This is a genomic window from Idiomarina fontislapidosi (genome assembly GCF_003226255.1).
Lineage (GTDB): Bacteria > Pseudomonadota > Gammaproteobacteria > Enterobacterales > Alteromonadaceae > Idiomarina > Idiomarina fontislapidosi.
Genome location: NZ_QJST01000004.1, coordinates 129330 through 147897, shown reverse-complemented (window position 1 = coordinate 147897; position 18568 = coordinate 129330). Strand labels below are relative to the sequence as shown.

Here is an 18568-nt window from a genome sequence, read left to right as displayed (position 1 = left end):
TGGTAGTGTCGAACCCGTGCTTTACGCCAATTGAGCGTTACAAAAATGATTTAGAACGCGAGGATTTCAGCTATGACGAAGCGCAGGAGCACGCGGTCAAGCAGTTACAGCGCCTTTACGATGACTTGCTCAAGTGGCAGGAAAATAAACAACGATCAGTATTAAAGCGGTTGTTTACTAAGCCACCTAGCCCACCTAAAGGGTTGTACTTTTGGGGTGGTGTGGGTCGTGGTAAAACCTATTTGGTTGATACGTTTTATGAGACCTTGCCGATTAAAAACAAATGGCGACTGCATTTTCATCGCTTTATGCAGCGCGTGCATAGTGAACTAAAGCAGCTGCAGCAAAAGTCGGATCCCTTGATCATTGTTGCCGATCGAATTGCCGCCGAAACCGATGTCATTTGTTTTGACGAATTTTTCGTGCAAGACATCACCGATGCGATGCTTTTAGGAAAGTTATTCGAGTATTTGTTTGAGCGGCAGGTGGTGCTGGTAGCTACCTCAAATATTATTCCTGATGATTTGTATAAAAATGGACTCCAGCGTGCTCGCTTTATTCCTGCGATTAAGTTGATTAATCAGCATTGCGAGGTCGTGAATGTAGACAGTGGGATCGACTATCGATTACGAACGTTGACTCAGGCAAAGCTGTTCCATGTACCTAATGATGATCAAGCCGATCAGTTGCTCATTGATTCATTTCATAACTTAGCGCCCGAAAAGGGCTGCGCGTTTGAGTCTCATGCGGTTGAAATTGAAGGTCGGAAGATTCAAGCGCGAGGCGAGTGCGATGACGTCGTATTCTTTGATTTTGCTGATATCTGCAAAACAGCCCGTAGTCATACCGACTATATGGAAATTGCTCAGCTCTATCACGCGGTTATTATCTCAAATGTTGAGCAAATGGGGCGTCATAACGATGATGTTGCACGCCGTTTTATCGCGTTAGTTGATGAGTTTTATGAGCGACGGGTTAAGTTAATCTTATCCGCCCAACAACCGATTGATGCGCTTTATAGCGAGGGCCAATTAAGCTTTGAGTTTCGGCGTTGTGTGAGTCGCTTGCAGGAAATGCAAAGTGAAGAGTACCTCGCATTGGCACACCGTGCCTAATGAGGGCATTAACCTACAAGAAATTTTAAAAAATGCGTGATCTTTGAGCGCATTTTTCCTATAATCCGCGCAGCCCACGTTACAGTCCATGGTGTTAACCACGCGTTAGCCCATGGTTGCAGCAAATAAACTAATGATTCTTATCATTTTTTTATTGTTGTGATTCGCGGGGAAGCCCGGAATTACTGTCCGTGAACATTTAAAATTAGGTTTTTTTAAAATGAAAACATTTGTAGCAAAACCAGAAACGGTAAAACGCGACTGGTACGTAATTGACGCAGAAGGTAAAACGTTAGGTCGTTTGGCTACTGAAGTAGCACGCCGCCTGCGTGGTAAGCATAAGCCTGAGTATACTCCTCACGTTGATACGGGTGACTACATCGTCATCGTAAACGCTGAGAAAGTTGCTGTAACTGGTAACAAAGCTCAGGACAAAATGTACTACTCGCACACTGGATTCCCGGGTGGTATCAAATCAATCAGCTTTGAAAAACTGATTGCTAAGAAACCTGAAATGGTAATTCAGAAAGCGGTAAAAGGTATGTTGCCTCGTGGACCTCTAGGCCGTGCCATGTTCCGTAAACTGAAAGTGTACGCAGGTGCTGAGCACAACCACGTTGCTCAACAACCTAAACAACTGGATCTATAACGGAGCACGCATACTATGGCAGATAATCAATACTACGGTACAGGTCGCCGCAAAAACTCAACTGCTCGCGTATTCTTGCGTCCGGGCAGCGGCAACATCCAAATCAACCAACGTGCGTTGGAAGATTACTTTGGTCGTAAAACTGCACAAATGGTTGTTCGTCAACCACTAGAAGCAGTCGAAATGACTGAGAAATTCGACCTTTACATCACCGTAAGCGGTGGTGGTACAACAGGTCAAGCGGGCGCAATCCGTCACGGTATTACCCGTGCACTGATGCAATATGACGAAGGCCTACGCTCTACCTTGCGTAAAGAAGGCTACGTTACGCGTGACGCTCGTCAAGTTGAACGTAAGAAAGTGGGCTTACACAAAGCACGTAAGCGTCCACAGTTCTCAAAACGTTAATTTTACGTTTTTACGAAAAGCCCAGCATTTGCTGGGCTTTTTTATTTTTACCTACCAATGAACCGCTGTTCATGAATATAAACGCCTGTTATGAGAGCAACACGTGCCATACACCGCGAATCACTTGTAAAACATGTGGGTTTTCTTTATCATTTCTGAGCATTTTTTGTAATCCGTATAGGCGGATAACGCAGCAGCTAATTCCCGACTTCGCGGCCATGGATCGCGGAGCGTCCAACTGGAGAGTAAATGGATGAGCAATGCGCCTGTAGATAAAGGCCGCCGTCGTTTTTTGACGGTCGCGACCGGAGTCGTTGGTGGTGCCGGAGCGGTGGGTGTCGCCGTTCCTTTTATCGCATCATGGAATCCGAGCGCGAAGGCAAAGAACGCCGGGGCACCGGTCGAAGTTAACATCGCAAAGGCAGAACCGGGTCAAATGATTCGTGTGAAGTGGCGAGGCAAGCCCGTATGGGTCGTCCGTCGTTCACCAGAAATGCTCGATGGTCTTAAATCGCATGAAGACCGTCTACGCGACCCTAATTCTGAAGAGCCACAACAACCTTCGTACGCGTCGAACGAATACCGAGCAATCAAAAAGGAATTTTTTGTTGCTGTGGGTATCTGTACGCACTTGGGCTGTTCTCCGAGCTACCTACCTCAAGAGATGGGTGAGCACGTTGAGGGCGTTGAGGCAGGATTCTTCTGTCCATGTCATGGTTCGAGCTACGATATCGCTGGACGGGTATTCCAAGGTGTTCCCGCGCCATTGAATTTGGTCGTACCGCCGCATTATTACGTTGACGACAATACGATCTTAGTCGGCGAAGATAAGGGGCAAGCATAATGGCTAATAAATTCGTTGAATGGATCGATGCACGTATTCCAATGACCAAAACTTGGAATATTCACCTTGCAGAGTATCCTGCTCCAAAAAACTTTAACTTCTGGTACCTATTCGGCGTATTGGCGATGTTAGTGCTGGTTAACCAAATCCTTACGGGTGTCTGGTTAACGATGAACTACGTACCGAGTGCCGAAGGTGCGTTTGCATCAGTCGAGTACATCATGCGTGATGTCGAATACGGCTGGTTACTTCGATACATGCACTCCACGGGCGCCTCGGCATTCTTCGTGGTCGTTTACCTGCATATGTTCCGTGGCATGCTCTACGGTTCCTACCAAAAGCCACGTGAGCTACTGTGGTTATTCGGTATGTTCATCTTCCTGGTATTGATGGCTGAAGCATTCATGGGTTATTTATTACCATGGGGTCAGATGTCTTACTGGGGTGCGCAGGTCATTATCTCCTTGTTTGGTGCGATTCCTGTTATTGGTGATGATTTAACCCTGTGGATTCGTGGTGACTACGTTATCTCGGGTGCAACTCTGAACCGCTTCTTTGCGCTTCACGTTATTGCTTTGCCGTTGGTGCTTGTGATTCTTGTGTTCTTACACATTATTGCATTGCACGAAGTGGGTTCTAACAACCCTGATGGCGTGCCAATCAAAAAGCCGAAAGGCTCAGTGCCTGACGAAGAAAAACCGAAGTTTAAATTCCATGAGCGTTTTACTAAGAAATACGACATCGTGGATGCGATCCCGTTCTATCCTTACTACATCGTAAAAGATTTGATCGGTATCGGTATTTTCTTATTCTTGTTCTGTTACGTGATCTTCTTTATGCCAGAGATGGGCGGCTTCTTCCTAGAGCCACCAAACTTTGAGCCAGCGAACCCATTGAAGACACCAGAGCATATCGCACCGGTTTGGTATTTCACTCCGTTCTACGCTATTTTGCGTGCGGTTCCTGATAAGTTGTTCGGTGTAATCTTGATGTTCGCATCGATTGTGCTACTCGCATTGTTGCCTTGGTTGGATCGTGGTCGTGTACGTTCAATCCGCTATCGCTCAGTGTTGCACAAGTTGAACTTGGCAGTATTCTCGGTGAGTTTCTTGATACTTGGCTACTTAGGTACACAACCGGCTACGCCAACAGCGACATTGTTTGCACAGATCTTTACCTTCTTATACTTCGCCTTCTTCGTATTGCTGTTCTTCTACAGTAAGCGGGAGAAGACCAAGCCGGTACCAGAAAGGGTGACGTCATAATGAAAAAATTACTAATCGCTCTTGCTACACTTATCCCGTCGCTCGTATTCGCGGCGGGACCGACTGTGCCGCTTGACGAAGCTGAAGTCGATTTGCATGACAAAGCGTCATTGCAACGCGGTGCACAGTTGTTCATGAACTACTGTTTGGGCTGCCACTCACTCGAGTATGCGCGTTATAACCGTATGTTTGAGGACCTTGGTATTCCTGAGGAAGTGGGTCAGAAAAACCTGCAGTTTACCGGTGAGAAGCCAGGTGATCTCATTACCATCAATATGTCACCTGATAAAGCCGGTGCATGGTTTGGTAACCCTCCACCTGACTTGACTAACGTAGCGCGTGTACGCGGTCCTGATTGGATCTACACCTATTTACGTGCGTTCTATCGTGATGATAGCCGTCCGTTTGGTGTTAACAACACGGTGTTCCCAAATGTAGGTATGCCACACGTGCTACAAGAGTTACAAGGCTTGCCAGAGAAAACCTATGAAGAGCGCCGTATCGATGGCGAAATGCAAAAGGTTTATGTTGGTCTTAAGACCGATGGCAAAGGCCGTTTAACCGAAAGCGAATACGATCAAGCGATGCTCGATTTGACTTCGTTCTTGGTCTATATGGGTGAGCCAATGAAACTAGAACAACGCCGTATGGGCTGGTTCGTATTCGGTTTCTTATTGGTATTCACCATTTTAGCTTGGTTGCTGAAGCGAGAGTTCTGGAAAGATCTTAAGTAAGCAGCAGTTGAGCTCAGTAGAAAAGGGTGGCTTGCCACCCTTTTGCTGTTGAAATTATCTGGAGAAATACATGGCGGTTGCAGCAAATAAACGTTCAGTGATGACGTTATATTCCAGCAAGAACGATCTAAAAAGTCACCAAGTTCGCTTGGTGTTAGCAGAGAAAGGTGTCGGCGTAGAAATCAGTTTTGTCAGTGGTGATGACCGCCCTGAAGACTTGATGCAGTTGAACCCTTATCCTGACGCGACACCCACACTCGTGGATCGTGAGCTGGTGCTTTATAACGCTCACATCATTATGGAATATCTCGATGAGCGTTTTCCGCATCCGCCATTGATGCCTGTTTATCCCGTAGCGCGTGGCACTAGTCGCTTAATGATGCATCGTATCGAGCGTGACTGGTACACCTTAGCCGACAAGATTATGGCGGGTGACAACCAAGCGCGCCAAGAACTGCGTGAAGGCATTTTGTCGTTAGCGCCTATTTTCGCGGATACGCCTTACTTTATGAGCGAAGAGTTCAGCTTGGTTGACTGCTATTTAGCACCTCTTTTATGGCGCCTACCGAGCTACGGTATTGAGCTAACGGGTCAGGGCGCAAAAGATGTAAGAGCATACATGGGTCGTATTTTTGAACGTAAAACGTTTCAAGAGTCATTGACCGATGTTGAACGAGAAATCGCGCGTCTGTAATTCTCTTAACCATCAATTGGAGCGGTTATGGAATTAAGTGATATGACACCCAAGCGCCCTTATTTAATGCGGGCGCTTTACGATTGGATCGTTGATAATCAGTTAACACCCCATCTCGTGGTTGATGCCACTATTGTAGGTACGCAAGTGCCTCAGCAGTTTGTACAAGACGGTCAAATCGTTTTGAACATCTCTCCCACTGCAGTTGTGGGTTTACAACTGATGGACACTGAAGTGCGTTTTAATGCACGTTTTGGCGGCCAGCCGATGGAAGTCATCGTTCCGATGACAGCAGCTTTAGCAATCTATGCGCGTGAGAATGGTGCCGGCGCGATGTTTGAAGCAGAGCCTCAACTGGACAAAATGCCAGAGCCAGAAGTAAGCGACGACACACCTTCGGTGTCTCTGGACACGGTTGAGGGTAATAAGTCGGATAAAACGCCGAGCAGCGCCTCTAGCAAGAAAAAACCAAACTTAAAAGTAATTAAGTAAATCAAGTAGAGCGCTTAGCGCGCTCTACTAAATACTTTTACGACCTTTTGCACGCCATCGATATTACGTGCGATATCAACAGCTCTCTCAGCCTCTGCATCATCGACGATACCTAGTAAAAAGACCTCGCCATTTTCTGTAACGACTTTCACATCGGTCGCGTCTACCTGATCGTCAGCGATGAGCTTCATGCGTACTCGGCTCGATATCCAGGTATCACTGGCTTGTGTGGCGATGCCTGCCTTGCTGGCTAAACGAATTTGATTAAACACACGCTCGATACCGTTAGTATCCGAGATAACGTCTTCTGCGCGTGCTCGCTGTGCCTCAGAATCCACTTGTCCAACCAAGAGTACTTGTTTTCCGTAACTTACAACGCGGATACGATAGTCCTTGAGTTGGTTGTCGTTACCCACCTTAGCATTGGCCTTCATTTCGATGGCTTGGTCATCTAATTGAGTACCCAAAGTGCGTGGATCGGTTGCCGACGATACGCCCACCGCAGCAGCCCCCACGGCAACCGCGGCACATCCTTGAAGTAAAGGAACAGAGAGTCCTGCGAGTAATACCCAACGAATAGCATAGTTCTGACGCATCATATTAATCGTGCTCCTGAGGGAAAATAGTATTCTCAACCAATTCACTGATACACTGACTGATCAGTAATTGCTGCTCGAGTACTCGTGACTCGTTCAACGAGGGGATTTGTAACTCTAAATCATTTGCGCCGAGAAGCCCTGATACCATATCGTTCTGTTGACCCGTAATGGCTATCATAATCATATTGCGACTCAAGGCTGTTTCCATGGTCTCAATAAGTGCAGAATCATCACTTTCACGAGTGGCGAACACCAGCAGCAAATCGCCTGCTTGTGCCAGCGATGCAACCTGCGCCTGAGCGTATTGGTTAAGTGCGATGACTGGAAAAGCGGGGCGCTCTATTTTGTAACCAATGTTCATGACACGCGCAAAGTGTTCGGCAAGCATGTGGCTGGCACCGCTGCCACACACGAACAACCGTTGCCCTGCCAATAAGCTATTCACCAAAAGGTCTACGCAGTCTTCAATATGTTCAGAAAGGCTTTCTATAGCAGAAATCTGAGTTTGAATACTTTCGGTAAACAGCGCCTTAATACGTTCTTCATTCATTTTAGAAAGCGTCCTTGTACCACTCGATAGAAACCTGGCTATCATTTATCGTTATGATATCAAAGCGTATCTTCGCGAGGTACTCATTTACTTGTTGTTCAACTAAAAAGTACTGGGCGGCACGCCGAATACGTTGACACTGACGTGTAGTAATTTGTTCCAAAATTGAAGCAAACTCGCTACTTTGGCGTCGCTTGACCTCAACAAAGACCCAGCAATCTTGTTCACGACAAATAATATCGATTTCGCCGCAGGGTACTCGGTAATTATGCTGAATGACGTTAAGTCCGCGCTTTCGTAAATATTCGCTTGCGAGAGACTCGCCTTCAGCACCACGTTTTTTTGTCGACATTAGGGCTTAACAATTTTGACCTCGGAAGGTGTTAATTTAGCCCAACTCATTTCACGGTGGATATTATTTAGATGTATGGAAAGGCTACCCGTCATCCCGTCGATCGACTTCCCTCGCATCCAGCGTAACGAATCAATTTGCTCCAAGACAGTGAGACTATCATGACCCATGGCGACCAGACGCGCGTCATTAAGATCGGCGTTATTATGTTGTTTGAGCCACGTACCAATAGCAAAGGAACGCTGGCTAGCCAATAAAATAGGGGCCTCGGTAAATACGATACCGCGTAAATCGTTATCTCCATTTTGATTAGTTACGCGATGGATCGCGGAACTGGCATAAACATCAGCGGGTGGTGCAAAAGGCGATAAATTAACATCGATAAACGGCTTTAACAGTCGTGCTTGCTCTAAGTTGCCAGCGATGTAAAGTGCGTCGACATCACTTCGGCTGCGCTCTTGTGCATCTACAATAATTTTTCCTGCTGCAATTTTGACATTTCTAATTCGTTCAGCGCTGGCTGCGACGCCCAATGCATGCTCGACAGCCGCCTGCATCTCTTCAGTGCTACTGTACCAGCTACTCTCGACTTCGCGGTCATTCTCTGTTGACCAGCTGCTTTTAAAAGCATTGACCATTTTGGTGCCTGCACTACTTTTTGCTGCAAATATGATGCTACCCAGCTTCGCGGTTTCACCAATGTAGTTGGCAGCTTGTGCCGCTTCGGTTTCACTATCTAACGCAAAAGTGACGTGTCCGCTAGGGACGATAATATCGTCAGCTGAATCGGGCTGGTTAAGATAAACTTGCGTAACACCCAACATAGGCTGTTGCATCCAAGCGTTTACGTGCTTTTTCAACAAGGGTCCGATAACAAAGTGTTGTTGCTGTTCTAACAGTTGGCTCTGCAGTGACGTTAAGTCTTCGGCCTCGGTGTCATAGAACCGCACGTGAACATTGTCGAGTTGGGCGGCTGAAGCGATGATGCCATCACGCACTGCTTCACCTTGCAGTCGATAGCTGCCTGATAACGGCAATAACACGGCTACTTCGTTGATGGCTTTAAACTCGTTGTCGCTTAAAAAACGCTCCACAATACTGCGAGCATAATGTTGATTGTAGGAGGTAAGCCAGCGATCAAGTGACTGTTGCAACTGTCCGGCTGACTGTGAGCGGTGGGTTGACTCAATTAACCGCCACCAGCCTGCTAGGCTAATACGGTCAGGTCGACGCTCCGGTAACTGATTGCGAGGCACCTGCCTAGCGACCAACCAAATTGACTCTAATTGGGTATCGCTATCAGTTTGGTAAGCCTCATCTAAATAACTAAGTGCTAACCAAAACTGTCGTTGTTGCTGGTGTGCGTTAGCAATCAAAAGCAAGGCGGTATGCTTTAAATCTCTATCAGTCAATTGATTAACCACAGGCTCGAGCTTGTCGATCACCCGTTGCCATTCGCCACTGTGGTAGTACCAACGTGCCAAAGCCAGCGCATAAAGGCGCTGGTCGGCTGCTCGCATCGCGCCAACATCAAGCTGTGATAACACGGCGGCACTGCGCTGATAATCGCCTTGGTTTTGGTACGCAAATGATGCTTCGACCAGCGCCATCTGCTGGCTCGCCTCGTTGCCTTCATTGCGAGCTCGCTCAATCCATTGTTGAGCCGATAGCGTTTCGCCTTGGTTGGCGGGAGTTACAATTGCTTGGTCGACTGGCGAAGTGGATGGCTCGTTGTTGCGGTCAGGGGATTGCGCGCAGCTTGCTAGCAAACCGATGGCGAAAATGATGAAGCCCTGTTTGGCGTAGGTTGCTAATGATACAGCTTTATCTTGACTCAATACGTTCACACTCACCGCCCAGCAAAATTATCACGTGTTTAAAGTTAAATGATACTATAAGTCGCTATTCGAATTACAACACAACGGAATCACCATGTCACAGCTACAAAGTGAAAAGTCATCGCAAAGTTTCGGAACGCTCTATATTGTGCCCACTCCGATAGGTAATCTCGCCGATATGACTGAGCGCGCGGTAAACACTTTACAGCAGGTTGACCTGATTGCGGCTGAAGATACACGTCATAGTCGACCCTTACTACAGCAATATAATGTCAGCACGCAGGTTTTGTCAGTGCATGAACACAATGAGAGCAGTCGTGCGACACAACTCATTGAGAAACTTAAACAAGGGTTAAATATTGCTTTGATCAGTGATGCGGGCACGCCGCTTATCAGCGATCCAGGTTATATCATTGTTCGTGAGTGTCGCGTCGAACACATTCCCGTTGTGGCATTGCCGGGGGCTTGTGCTTTCGTCACTGCATTGGCAGGCTCTGGGTTAGCGACCGATAAATTCATGTTTGAGGGTTTTTTGCCCGCCAAGTCAGCTGCGCGTAAAAAGGCGTTTGCCAATCTCTCCGATCAAACTCGTACCGTCGTTTATTATGAAAGTCCCCATCGTATCGAAGCCTGTTTAGAGGATCTCGCCGAGACATTACCGCAGCGTGATGTGGTGTTAGCGCGTGAGCTTTCCAAGCAGTATGAGACCTATTTGCATGGCACGGCCGCGGAACTGTTGGCATGCTTACATGAAGACAGCAATCAAAAGCGTGGCGAAATGGTGTTGATGATAGGAGGCGCCGAGAAGGAAGCGCTGCAAGACGATCAACCGAGTGCCGAACAACAACGGGCTGTCATGCTGTTGATGCAACACTTGCCTCTTAAGAAGGCCGCCGCGGTGACAGCCGAATTATATGGTGGTCGAAAGAATGCGTTATATCAGTGGGCGATTGCTCAGGCAGACGACTAAAACATTTGTATAGCGCCTACGAAGTGCGTAGAATCGCCGCCTGAAGAAGCCTGCCAGGCAATCGCTGCTTATCGTTCACGGTAAGGGGAGGAAAGTCCGGGCTCCATAGGGCAGAGTGCCAGGTAACGCCTGGGCAGTGAAAACTGACGACTAGTGCAACAGAGAGCAAACCGCCGATGGCCGCTCGCGGCTCAGGTAAGGGTGAAAGGGTGCGGTAAGAGCGCACCGCGCGGCTGGTAACAGTACGTGGCACGGTAAACTCCACTCGGAGCAAGGTCAAATAGGGGTTCGTTGGCGCGGCCCGCGTTGAACCCGGGTAGACTGCTTGAGAATACGGGCAACCGTATTCCTAGATGAATGATTGTCCACGACAAAACCCGGCTTATCGGCGGGCTTCTTCACCCCCCTCTTTCTGGTTTCCCAATTCTTTTATCCACAATTACCTGATATTAATCACTTACTTACAAAGTCCCACGTCTTATGTCTCCAAGAGCCCGAATTTCTTGAGGCGCAGAACCATTTATTCAGTTCCCGTAAAGCCTGTGTAAAAGCGTGTCCAGACGCATGATAAAACTTGACAGTGGGAATCTTATCTACCTAGACTGTAACATTGTGGGGATTTGTGGATAATTGTGGATCGCAATGATCAGGTGACATCATGTTTCGTGGTGCAACAGCTATAAATTTAGACAGTAAAGGACGCTTGGCTATACCTGCCAAGTATCGTCATGCGCTGTCGATAGACTGTGATGGCAAGATGGTTTGTACCATCGACATCAAGCAACCATGTTTGTTGTTATACCCATTGCCAGAGTGGCAAGTCATTGAGAAAAAACTGACACAGTTATCTAGCATGAACCCCACCGAACGCCGACTGCAGCGTCTTTTACTGGGTCACGCCGATGATTGCGAAATGGATAAGAATGGTCGTTTACTGATTTCATCGCCATTGCGCCTGCACGCCGGACTAGAGAAAAAGCTGATGCTTGTGGGGCAACTGAACAAATTTGAAATTTGGTCAGAAGAGGCTTGGCAGCAACAGATTGCAGAGGATCTCAAGGTTGAGCAAGAGGGCGACTTTGAGCTAAATGAACGACTAGAAGATTTTTCACTCTAATGAATGAGCAAAACGCACCGCATATTTCAGTCCTCCTAGAGGAGTCGATTCACGCTCTCGTGACAGACCCCGATGGGATTTATATTGACGCCACCTTTGGGCGAGGCGGACACACGCGTGCGCTACTCAACAAACTATCCCCCAAAGGGCGTGTCATTGCCCTTGACCAAGACCCACAAGCAATTGAGGCAGCCCAGTCGCTCGCCGATGATGATCGCTTTAGCATTATCCACACGCCTTTTAGCGATTTAGCAGACATCATTGAGCAACACCAGCTTGCTCAACAAGTCACAGGTATTCTATTCGACCTCGGCGTTTCATCCCCACAACTTGATGATGCCGAGCGTGGTTTTAGTTTTATGCGTGACGGTCCACTGGATATGCGCATGGATAGCAGCCGCGGTGAAACTGCTGCTGACTGGTTAAGCTATGCCGAAGAAGACGACATTACCTATGTGTTGAAAACCTATGGTGAGGAGCGATTCGCACGCAAAATTGCGCGAGCCATCGTGCACGATCGTCAACAAACACCGTTCACGCGCACGCGTCAACTGGCTGAGTTAATTGGTCGCCTAGTGCCATCCAAAGAAAAACATAAGCATCCGGCAACACGGAGCTTCCAAGCGATCCGTATTCACGTGAATCGCGAGCTAGAACAGATTGAAGATGCACTAGAAGCATCATTAACCGCTCTGAAAGAAGAGGGCCGGTTGGTTGTTATCAGTTTTCACAGCTTGGAAGATCGCATTGTGAAGCGCTTTATGCGAACTCATAGCCAACCCAAGCAGGTGCCCGCTGGATTACCGATCACTGAAGCTGAACTCAACAAAGATCGTCGCTTGGCACTCGAAAGCAAAGCGATCAAGCCTTCGGCTGCAGAACTGGAAGTGAATCCACGAGCGCGGAGTTCGGTATTACGTGTCGCAAGGAGGTTAGCGCATGGTTAAAACACGCTATCCGTCTTTGCCAATTATGTTACTGCAAGACTTGATGCGCTTTAAATGGATTATCGCATTGGCAATTGCGGTGATTGGTTCAGCGTTGACTGTCATCTACACCGCTCATCAAAATCGTTTGCTCACCAGTGAACGCGATGAGTTATTATCGACGCAGGACAAAATTGACCGCGAATGGCGTCACTTGGTGTTGGAGCAAACCGCACTCACCGAACACAGTCGAGTCGAGCGTATTGCTCAAGAGCAACTGGGTATGATTGACGTTGATGCCAAGCACGAGGTGCTAGTGCCATGGCAATAAAGCGCGCGCCTAAAAAAAACCAACGTAATGCTAAAAAGCTGAACCCAGCAGGAACACGCTGGCGTTTTGTAACCGCGTTGGGCGTGCTTTTCTTTGTGTTTAGTATGTTGGTGGCTCGCGCCGCTTATATTCAGGTGATTAATCCTGAGCAGTATTCACTACAAGGTGACCTTCGTAGTCTTCGTTCAGACAGTTTGGGCGTTCAGCGCGGCATGATCGTGGATCGCAATGGGCGCGAGCTGGCGGTGAGTGTCCCTGTTGAGACTGTTTGGGCAGACCCGCTACGGATTGCCGAAAGTGGTGCGCTAGCGGATCAACGTCGTTGGCAGGCACTGGCAGAAACCTTCCGTATGAACCGAGACGAATTGCTTGCCAAAGTGGATGACCCAGAGCGTCGCTTTGTTTACTTGCAGCGCAAAATATCACCGAGTGAAGCCGATTACGTAAGGCAGTTGGGGATACCAGGCGTGTACTTAAAAACTGAGTCACGTCGTTACTACCCAACCGGCGAAATCAGTGCCCATGTGGTAGGCATTACCAATATTGATGGTCAGGGTCAGGAAGGCCTTGAGCTGTTGTATGACGATCACTTAACCGGTACGCCCGGTAAACGTGTTTATCGCAAGGATGCGCAAGGACGGGTTATTGAGGAAATTAGCCAAACAAATGCACAACCACCTAAACAATTAACACTCAGCATTGACCAGCGGATCCAAGCAACTGCCTACACCGAGCTGAAAAAGGCCGTGCGCTACAATCAGGCAACCTCGGGTTCTGCTGTCGTCGTCAATGTCAAAACAGGTGAACTGTTGGCGATGGTCAATAGCCCGTCCTACAACCCCAACAATCGTGCGGACTTGCAGAGCTTTAAGATGCGCAATCGTACGATCACTGACGCCTATGAACCTGGCTCAACGGTCAAACCGCTCGTGGTTCTGAGTGCATTAGAGCATGGCACGCACAAAGTAGGCGATATTATCGATACGAGCCCGGGCTGGCTGCGCATTGGCGGACGCCGGGTGAGTGACCACCGTAACTTTGGTAAGTTGTCACTCACTGAAGTGCTTGAGCACTCATCTAACGTCGGCGTGACCACCATGGCGCTTGAATTAGGTGTCGATCAATTACTGCAGACCTATTTTGATGCGGGCTTTGGGTCGGATACCGGGGTATCACTATTAGGTGAAAGTTATGGTTTATTGACCACGCGTCGGCGTTGGTCAGACTTTGAATTAGCTACTTTATCTTATGGTTACGGGCTGTCTGCGACGACGCTACAGCTGGCAAAAGCTTATACCATGATTGCAAACGGTGGGCGGGATATACCGTTAACGGTGTTCCGTCGCGAGTCAAAACCAGAATCAGAACAAGTCTTTAACCCAGACAATACACGCGCTGTAATGCACATGTTAGAACGCGTGGTATCGGATGGCACTGCAACAGCAGCGCAAGTGCCCGGTTATCGCATCGCGGGTAAAACTGGTACCAGTCGCAAAGCACGCGCGACCGGTGGCTATGGTGATGAATACGTTGCCTTGTTTGCGGGCATCGCACCGGCATCGAACCCCGAGATTGTCGTCGTTGTGACGATTAACGAGCCAGGTACTGATGACTACTATGGCGGCACTGCAGCGGCGCCGGTTTTCTCGAGTATTGTGTCGCAAACCATGCGACTGCTCAACGTGCCACCCGATGATATGACAGTCCAACCGATGAAAGCTGCAGGTTTTGTAGGAGGTGTGGATGCAACTCCGTGATTTATTGCCGCCGTTACCGATTCCCGTGCCGAATGTTGAGGTGAGTGGGATAAAGTTGGATAGCCGACAAGTCGCCAACGGCGACTTGTTTGTCGCTGTTCCTGGCTATGTGACCGATGGACGTGATTATATTGAAGCGGCGATTAACGCTGGCGCTCGTGCTGTGGTGGCTGAAGGGCCAAGTTTGCGATCGGAGACACAGCAAGGTGTGGTCTGCGTTTATATGCCTGGCGTTAAAGAGCAATTGTCAGAAATTGCAGGTCGGTTTTTTCACCACCCTTCGCGCAAAGCGGCACTCGTGGGTGTCACAGGAACCAACGGTAAAACCTCAGTTACGCATCTAGCGGCGCAACTGGCAGAGAAGTTAGGCTACAAAGCCGCCGTAATCGGCACGACAGGCAGTGGCTTGATAGGGCAACTATTGCCTGAGAAGCACACCACACCCGACGCAGTGACGGTGCAGCAACGACTTTCGACTCTAGTGGCAGAGGGCGCTGACTTTATTGCCATGGAAGTGTCATCACATGCGTTGGTACAGCGCCGAGTCGAAGCGTTGCACTTCGATACCGCCGTGGCGACCAATATCAGTCGCGATCACCTCGACTATCACGGCAGCATGACGCATTACGTTGATGCTAAGCGTCGATTATTCGAGGATTTTGAACTCAACCATCGCGTTATTAATATCGATGATGACTATTTAACTCATTGGGTAGATGGTACAGCGGACACTTTATCAATCTCTCTGCAAGGTAATGCAGGGGCTCAGATTCAAGTCAGTGATATCGCATTTGCCGAGCATGGCACCGCATTCAAGCTGACCTATCAAGGCCGTAACGCGCAGTTTAATACGCCGCTATTGGGTCGCTTTAATGTCTATAACGTGGTCAGCGCCGTGGCAGTGATGCTCGCGCAGCAGCAACCGCTGGCTGCAATTGCTGAGCACTGCCAAACACTGCAACCGGTGCCAGGGCGTATGGAGGCCTTCCAGTCGGGGCGTTCGCCGTTGGTAGTCGTCGACTACGCGCACACGCCTGACGCACTGCAGCAAGTGCTCGAGGCGTTGCGTTTACATTGCAAAGGCAACTTATGGTGCGTATTTGGTTGCGGTGGCGATCGTGACCGAGGTAAACGCCCACAAATGGGTCAAGTAGCGGCTGAATATGCTGACCGTGTCGTGGTAACCGATGACAACCCGCGTACGGAGGCACCGCAACAAATTATAGCCGACATTATGGCGGGCATCGCTGATAAACAGAAAGTCCACAGTATGGAAGGGCGGCGTCAAGCGGTATTGGATACCATTGAACGGGCGGGTCCCGATGATGTGGTATTGCTCGCAGGAAAAGGGCATGAAGATTATCAAGTGATTGGTCGCGAGCGTGTGGATTATAACGAGCGTCAAATTGTGCAGGACTGGATAGACGAGGTGAGCCATGATTAACGTCTCCTTGGATTGGGTTGCAAACGCGGTACATGGTCAGCTTCGCGGAGTCGCGGATAAACAGCAGACAATCAATCAGGTGAGTACCGATACCCGTGTTTCGCTCGAGTCATCATTGTTTATTGCCTTAAAAGGCGAGCAGTTTGATGCTCATGACTTTATTCCACAAGCGCTTGCACAAGGGGCGGTGGCAGTGGTGAGCCAACACCCGTTGAGCGATGATGTCCCCCATATTTTGGTTGAAAATACACGGCATGCATTGGGCCAACTCGGCGCAGCGGTGAAAGCAACGGTTGCGCCAAAAACTATCGCTATAACCGGTAGTAACGGGAAAACAACGGTCAAAGAGATGTTGTCGGCGATTATTGGACAGCACCATCAGGTACTTGCGACAGCGGGTAACTTTAATAACGATATTGGCGTGCCGCTTACGCTGTTACGACTTGAGCCTCAGCATCAATACGCGGTTATTGAACTCGGTGCGAATCACGCAGGCGAAATTGCTTACACAACTGGATTAACACGCCCTCATGTGGCTATTTTGAACAACGTGAGCGCAGCACACGTGGAAGGTTTTGGTTCAGTACAGGGCGTGGCAAAAGCAAAAACTGAAATCTTTCAGGGGTTACCAGACGATGGGCTGGCGATAGTACCTTTCGAGAGTGATTACTTGCCCTGTTGGCAGAAAGTGCGTGCTGGTAAACGGCTACAGACGTTTGGTTTAAGCGAGGGCGCGGATGTGCGCGCAACGCAGGTTGAGTTGAATGAACTCGGACAGCCTACGTTTATGCTTCATGTGAGCGATCAGAGTTGGCCCATTTCACTGCAGTTAAGTGGACTACATAATGTCAAAAACGCTCTCGCGGCAAGCGCAGCCGCGTTAGAAATGGGTATATCAGCGGAACAAATTGCATCAGGCTTGAAGACATTATCGCCTGTAAAAGGGCGCTTAACGCCCATGCAGTTGGCGGATAACCTTACCGTTATCGATGATACCTATAACGCCAGTGTCGCCTCAACGAAAGCAGCACTCGATCTGCTCGGTAGTTATTCAGGGACCACCATCATGGTGTTAGGCGATATGGCTGAATTAGGTGCCGAGGCAAGGGCTTACCATGAAGAGATCGGTGAACACGCAATTCATGTGGGTATCAGTCAATTCTTTACCTTGGGTGTGTTAAGTCAAAGTGCCAGTGAGGTGTTCAACGGACGCGGTGGCAAGCACTTCTCATCTATTGGTGCGCTGGTCGACGAGATTTTACAAACCATTACACAACAATCAGTCAGTGAACGCGTCACAGTGTTGGTCAAAGGTTCACGCTCATCACATATGGAGCGTGTCGTTAACGCGTTACAAGCACATTATAAAAACGCAGAGTTACAGGGAGATCAACACGCATGTTAGTTTGGTTGGCTGAGTATCTTACTCAGTTTGAAAGTGGGTTTAATGTTTTTTCTTATCTTACACTGCGAGCCATACTCAGTGTATTAAGCGCACTCATGCTCTCAGTATGGTTAGGGCCTTGGTTGATCCGTCGTTTACAACGCTTACAAATCGGTCAAACGGTGCGTGACGACGGCCCTCAGAGCCATCTGAGTAAGTCTGGCACGCCGACCATGGGTGGTGTGCTGATTCTGGCGGCGATAGTGGTGTCCTCGCTGCTGTGGGCAAACCTCGAAAACAAATATGTATTGGTCACTTTATTCGTAGTCGTCGGCTTTGGCGTAATCGGCTTTGTCGACGACTATCGGAAAGTTATCCGAAAAGACCCCAAAGGTCTGATTGCAAAATGGAAGTACTTTTGGCAATCAGTGATTGCCAGTTGCGCGATTGGTTTTCTCTATTCAACCAGCCAGCTGACGGCGGAAACGGCGCTGCTTGTGCCGTTCTTTAAAGAAGTCATGCCGCAGCTGGGTATTCTTTACTTATTCCTAGGATATTTTGTCATCGTAGGTACCAGCAACGCGGTTAATTTGACTGACGGTTTAGATGGCTTGGCAATTATGCCCACGGTCATGGTGGCGGGCGCGTTGGGTGTATTTGCGTACGCTTCAGGGAACGTTAATTTCGCGGAGTATTTACGGATACCGTACTTGCCATTATCCGGTGAACTTTTGGTTGTTTGTGCCGCGATTGTTGGAGCTGGGCTCGGCTTCTTATGGTTTAACACATATCCAGCGATGGTGTTTATGGGAGATGTCGGGTCGCTCGCGTTGGGTGCGACCTTGGGCGTTATCGCAATTTTAGTGAGACAAGAGCTGGTGCTGTTTATCATGGGCGGTGTGTTTGTCATGGAAACATTATCAGTGATGCTGCAGGTAGGCTCGTATAAGCTGCGCGGCAAGCGTGTATTTCGCATGGCGCCGATTCATCATCACTATGAACTCAAAGGCTGGCCAGAGCCACGTGTCATCGTGCGCTTTTGGATCCTTTCACTGATGTTTGTACTCATCGGTCTGGCAACGTTGAAGTTAAGGTAATT

At 48.7% G+C, this 18568-nt stretch carries 20 protein-coding genes and 1 other RNA gene; 17 read left to right on the top strand and 4 right to left on the bottom strand.

The genetic code is table 11. The features are described from left to right. Window positions 1–5: 5 nt before the first annotated feature. The 8 genes from zapE to DFP83_RS06360 all read left to right on the top strand — a co-directional run bounded on the left by zapE (window position 6) and on the right by DFP83_RS06360 (window position 6201). On the top strand, window positions 6–1115 hold the full coding sequence (gene zapE / locus DFP83_RS06395) for a cell division protein ZapE (protein WP_110574181.1): 1110 nt from the start codon (window positions 6–8) through the stop codon (window positions 1113–1115). A 220-nt stretch (window positions 1116–1335) separates the two neighbouring features. Continuing rightward, a complete protein-coding gene (gene rplM / locus DFP83_RS06390) occupies window positions 1336–1764 on the top strand; it encodes a 50S ribosomal protein L13 (protein ID WP_071463061.1) in 429 nt (142 codons plus the stop codon). 15 nt (window positions 1765–1779) lie between these two features. Then, complete coding sequence (gene rpsI, locus DFP83_RS06385) at window positions 1780–2172, top strand: 30S ribosomal protein S9 (protein WP_071463062.1); 393 nt, start codon at window positions 1780–1782, stop codon at window positions 2170–2172. A gap of 253 nt (window positions 2173–2425) precedes the next feature. Continuing rightward, window positions 2426–3016, top strand: a complete 591-nt coding sequence (gene petA / locus DFP83_RS06380; protein ID WP_110574180.1) for a ubiquinol-cytochrome c reductase iron-sulfur subunit — start codon at window positions 2426–2428, stop codon at window positions 3014–3016. Continuing rightward, the gene (locus tag DFP83_RS06375; RefSeq protein ID WP_110574179.1) at window positions 3016–4281 is read left to right on the top strand and encodes a cytochrome b; all 1266 of its coding nucleotides are present in this window, start codon (window positions 3016–3018) and stop codon (window positions 4279–4281) included. Before petA ends, DFP83_RS06375 begins: the two co-directional genes overlap by 1 nt. Further along, complete coding sequence (locus tag DFP83_RS06370) at window positions 4281–5015, top strand: cytochrome c1 (RefSeq protein WP_110574178.1); 735 nt, start codon at window positions 4281–4283, stop codon at window positions 5013–5015. Before DFP83_RS06375 ends, DFP83_RS06370 begins: the two co-directional genes overlap by 1 nt. Before the next feature lie 70 nt (window positions 5016–5085). Continuing rightward, window positions 5086–5709, top strand: a complete 624-nt coding sequence (gene sspA / locus DFP83_RS06365) for a stringent starvation protein SspA (RefSeq protein ID WP_110574177.1) — start codon at window positions 5086–5088, stop codon at window positions 5707–5709. Window positions 5710–5751: 42 nt separating this feature from the next. Further along, window positions 5752–6201, top strand: coding sequence for a ClpXP protease specificity-enhancing factor (locus DFP83_RS06360; protein WP_110574250.1), 450 nt, complete (start codon window positions 5752–5754; stop codon window positions 6199–6201). A 14-nt stretch (window positions 6202–6215) separates the two neighbouring features. Here the strand turns inward: DFP83_RS06360 and dolP are convergent, their stop codons facing one another. Genes dolP through DFP83_RS06340 form a run of 4 tightly spaced genes read right to left on the bottom strand, consistent with a single transcriptional unit; the run spans window position 6216 to window position 9549 of the window. Next, window positions 6216–6800 (bottom strand): division/outer membrane stress-associated lipid-binding lipoprotein, encoded by a 585-nt coding sequence (gene dolP, locus DFP83_RS06355; RefSeq protein WP_110574176.1) that lies wholly within the window; start codon window positions 6798–6800, stop codon window positions 6216–6218. A gap of 1 nt (window position 6801) precedes the next feature. Then, window positions 6802–7350, bottom strand: a complete 549-nt coding sequence (locus DFP83_RS06350; RefSeq protein ID WP_110574175.1) for an SIS domain-containing protein — start codon at window positions 7348–7350, stop codon at window positions 6802–6804. Between the two features lies 1 nt (window position 7351). Continuing rightward, window positions 7352–7702, bottom strand: a complete 351-nt coding sequence (locus DFP83_RS06345) for a YraN family protein (RefSeq protein ID WP_110574174.1) — start codon at window positions 7700–7702, stop codon at window positions 7352–7354. Then, window positions 7702–9549, bottom strand: a complete 1848-nt coding sequence (locus DFP83_RS06340) for a penicillin-binding protein activator (RefSeq protein ID WP_157981529.1) — start codon at window positions 9547–9549, stop codon at window positions 7702–7704. The genes DFP83_RS06345 and DFP83_RS06340 overlap by 1 nt, the downstream gene beginning before the upstream one ends. An 85-nt stretch (window positions 9550–9634) precedes the next feature. Here DFP83_RS06340 and rsmI point away from each other — a divergent pair, with 85 nt between their 5' ends. From rsmI to mraY, 9 genes are all read left to right on the top strand, one after another. Continuing rightward, window positions 9635–10510 carry a 16S rRNA (cytidine(1402)-2'-O)-methyltransferase gene (rsmI, locus tag DFP83_RS06335; RefSeq protein WP_110574172.1) on the top strand — a complete coding sequence of 292 codons (876 nt, stop codon included), beginning with the start codon at window positions 9635–9637 and terminating at the stop codon, window positions 10508–10510. Window positions 10511–10555: 45 nt separating this feature from the next. Then, an RNA gene (gene rnpB, locus DFP83_RS06330) (RNase P RNA component class A) lies at window positions 10556–10911 on the top strand. Window positions 10912–11168: 257 nt separating this feature from the next. Next, the gene (mraZ, locus tag DFP83_RS06325) at window positions 11169–11627 is read left to right on the top strand and encodes a division/cell wall cluster transcriptional repressor MraZ (RefSeq protein ID WP_110574171.1); all 459 of its coding nucleotides are present in this window, start codon (window positions 11169–11171) and stop codon (window positions 11625–11627) included. Continuing rightward, window positions 11627–12574, top strand: coding sequence for a 16S rRNA (cytosine(1402)-N(4))-methyltransferase RsmH (gene rsmH / locus DFP83_RS06320; protein WP_110574170.1), 948 nt, complete (start codon window positions 11627–11629; stop codon window positions 12572–12574). The genes mraZ and rsmH overlap by 1 nt, the downstream gene beginning before the upstream one ends. Further along, window positions 12567–12884, top strand: a complete 318-nt coding sequence (ftsL, locus tag DFP83_RS06315) for a cell division protein FtsL (protein ID WP_110574169.1) — start codon at window positions 12567–12569, stop codon at window positions 12882–12884. The genes rsmH and ftsL overlap by 8 nt, the downstream gene beginning before the upstream one ends. Further along, complete coding sequence (locus DFP83_RS06310) at window positions 12875–14641, top strand: peptidoglycan D,D-transpeptidase FtsI family protein (RefSeq protein WP_110574168.1); 1767 nt, start codon at window positions 12875–12877, stop codon at window positions 14639–14641. Before ftsL ends, DFP83_RS06310 begins: the two co-directional genes overlap by 10 nt. Further along, a complete protein-coding gene (gene murE, locus DFP83_RS06305; RefSeq protein ID WP_110574167.1) occupies window positions 14628–16085 on the top strand; it encodes a UDP-N-acetylmuramoyl-L-alanyl-D-glutamate--2,6-diaminopimelate ligase in 1458 nt (485 codons plus the stop codon). Before DFP83_RS06310 ends, murE begins: the two co-directional genes overlap by 14 nt. Then, window positions 16078–17490: a UDP-N-acetylmuramoyl-tripeptide--D-alanyl-D-alanine ligase gene (locus tag DFP83_RS06300; protein ID WP_110574166.1), complete on the top strand. Its 1413-nt coding sequence runs from the start codon at window positions 16078–16080 to the stop codon at window positions 17488–17490. Before murE ends, DFP83_RS06300 begins: the two co-directional genes overlap by 8 nt. Then, window positions 17484–18566 (top strand): phospho-N-acetylmuramoyl-pentapeptide-transferase, encoded by a 1083-nt coding sequence (gene mraY / locus DFP83_RS06295; protein WP_110574165.1) that lies wholly within the window; start codon window positions 17484–17486, stop codon window positions 18564–18566. Before DFP83_RS06300 ends, mraY begins: the two co-directional genes overlap by 7 nt. Window positions 18567–18568: the final 2 nt, after the last annotated feature.

Excerpts from the sequence above, each read along its gene's own strand:
- rplM (WP_071463061.1), top strand. The coding sequence starts at position 1,336 with ATGAAAACATTTGTAGCAAAACCAGAAACGGTAAAACGCGACTGGTAC.
- rpsI (WP_071463062.1), top strand. The coding sequence starts at position 1,780 with ATGGCAGATAATCAATACTACGGTACAGGTCGCCGCAAAAACTCAACT.
- petA (WP_110574180.1), top strand. The coding sequence starts at position 2,426 with ATGAGCAATGCGCCTGTAGATAAAGGCCGCCGTCGTTTTTTGACGGTC.
- DFP83_RS06375 (WP_110574179.1), top strand. The coding sequence starts at position 3,016 with ATGGCTAATAAATTCGTTGAATGGATCGATGCACGTATTCCAATGACC.
- DFP83_RS06370 (WP_110574178.1), top strand. The coding sequence starts at position 4,281 with ATGAAAAAATTACTAATCGCTCTTGCTACACTTATCCCGTCGCTCGTA.
- sspA (WP_110574177.1), top strand. The coding sequence starts at position 5,086 with ATGGCGGTTGCAGCAAATAAACGTTCAGTGATGACGTTATATTCCAGC.
- DFP83_RS06360 (WP_110574250.1), top strand. The coding sequence starts at position 5,752 with ATGACACCCAAGCGCCCTTATTTAATGCGGGCGCTTTACGATTGGATC.
- dolP (WP_110574176.1), bottom strand. The coding sequence starts at position 6,800 with ATGATGCGTCAGAACTATGCTATTCGTTGGGTATTACTCGCAGGACTC.
- DFP83_RS06350 (WP_110574175.1), bottom strand. The coding sequence starts at position 7,350 with ATGAATGAAGAACGTATTAAGGCGCTGTTTACCGAAAGTATTCAAACT.
- DFP83_RS06345 (WP_110574174.1), bottom strand. The coding sequence starts at position 7,702 with ATGTCGACAAAAAAACGTGGTGCTGAAGGCGAGTCTCTCGCAAGCGAA.
- rsmI (WP_110574172.1), top strand. The coding sequence starts at position 9,635 with ATGTCACAGCTACAAAGTGAAAAGTCATCGCAAAGTTTCGGAACGCTC.
- mraZ (WP_110574171.1), top strand. The coding sequence starts at position 11,169 with ATGTTTCGTGGTGCAACAGCTATAAATTTAGACAGTAAAGGACGCTTG.
- rsmH (WP_110574170.1), top strand. The coding sequence starts at position 11,627 with ATGAATGAGCAAAACGCACCGCATATTTCAGTCCTCCTAGAGGAGTCG.
- ftsL (WP_110574169.1), top strand. The coding sequence starts at position 12,567 with ATGGTTAAAACACGCTATCCGTCTTTGCCAATTATGTTACTGCAAGAC.
- DFP83_RS06310 (WP_110574168.1), top strand. The coding sequence starts at position 12,875 with ATGGCAATAAAGCGCGCGCCTAAAAAAAACCAACGTAATGCTAAAAAG.
- murE (WP_110574167.1), top strand. The coding sequence starts at position 14,628 with ATGCAACTCCGTGATTTATTGCCGCCGTTACCGATTCCCGTGCCGAAT.
- DFP83_RS06300 (WP_110574166.1), top strand. The coding sequence starts at position 16,078 with ATGATTAACGTCTCCTTGGATTGGGTTGCAAACGCGGTACATGGTCAG.
- mraY (WP_110574165.1), top strand. The coding sequence starts at position 17,484 with ATGTTAGTTTGGTTGGCTGAGTATCTTACTCAGTTTGAAAGTGGGTTT.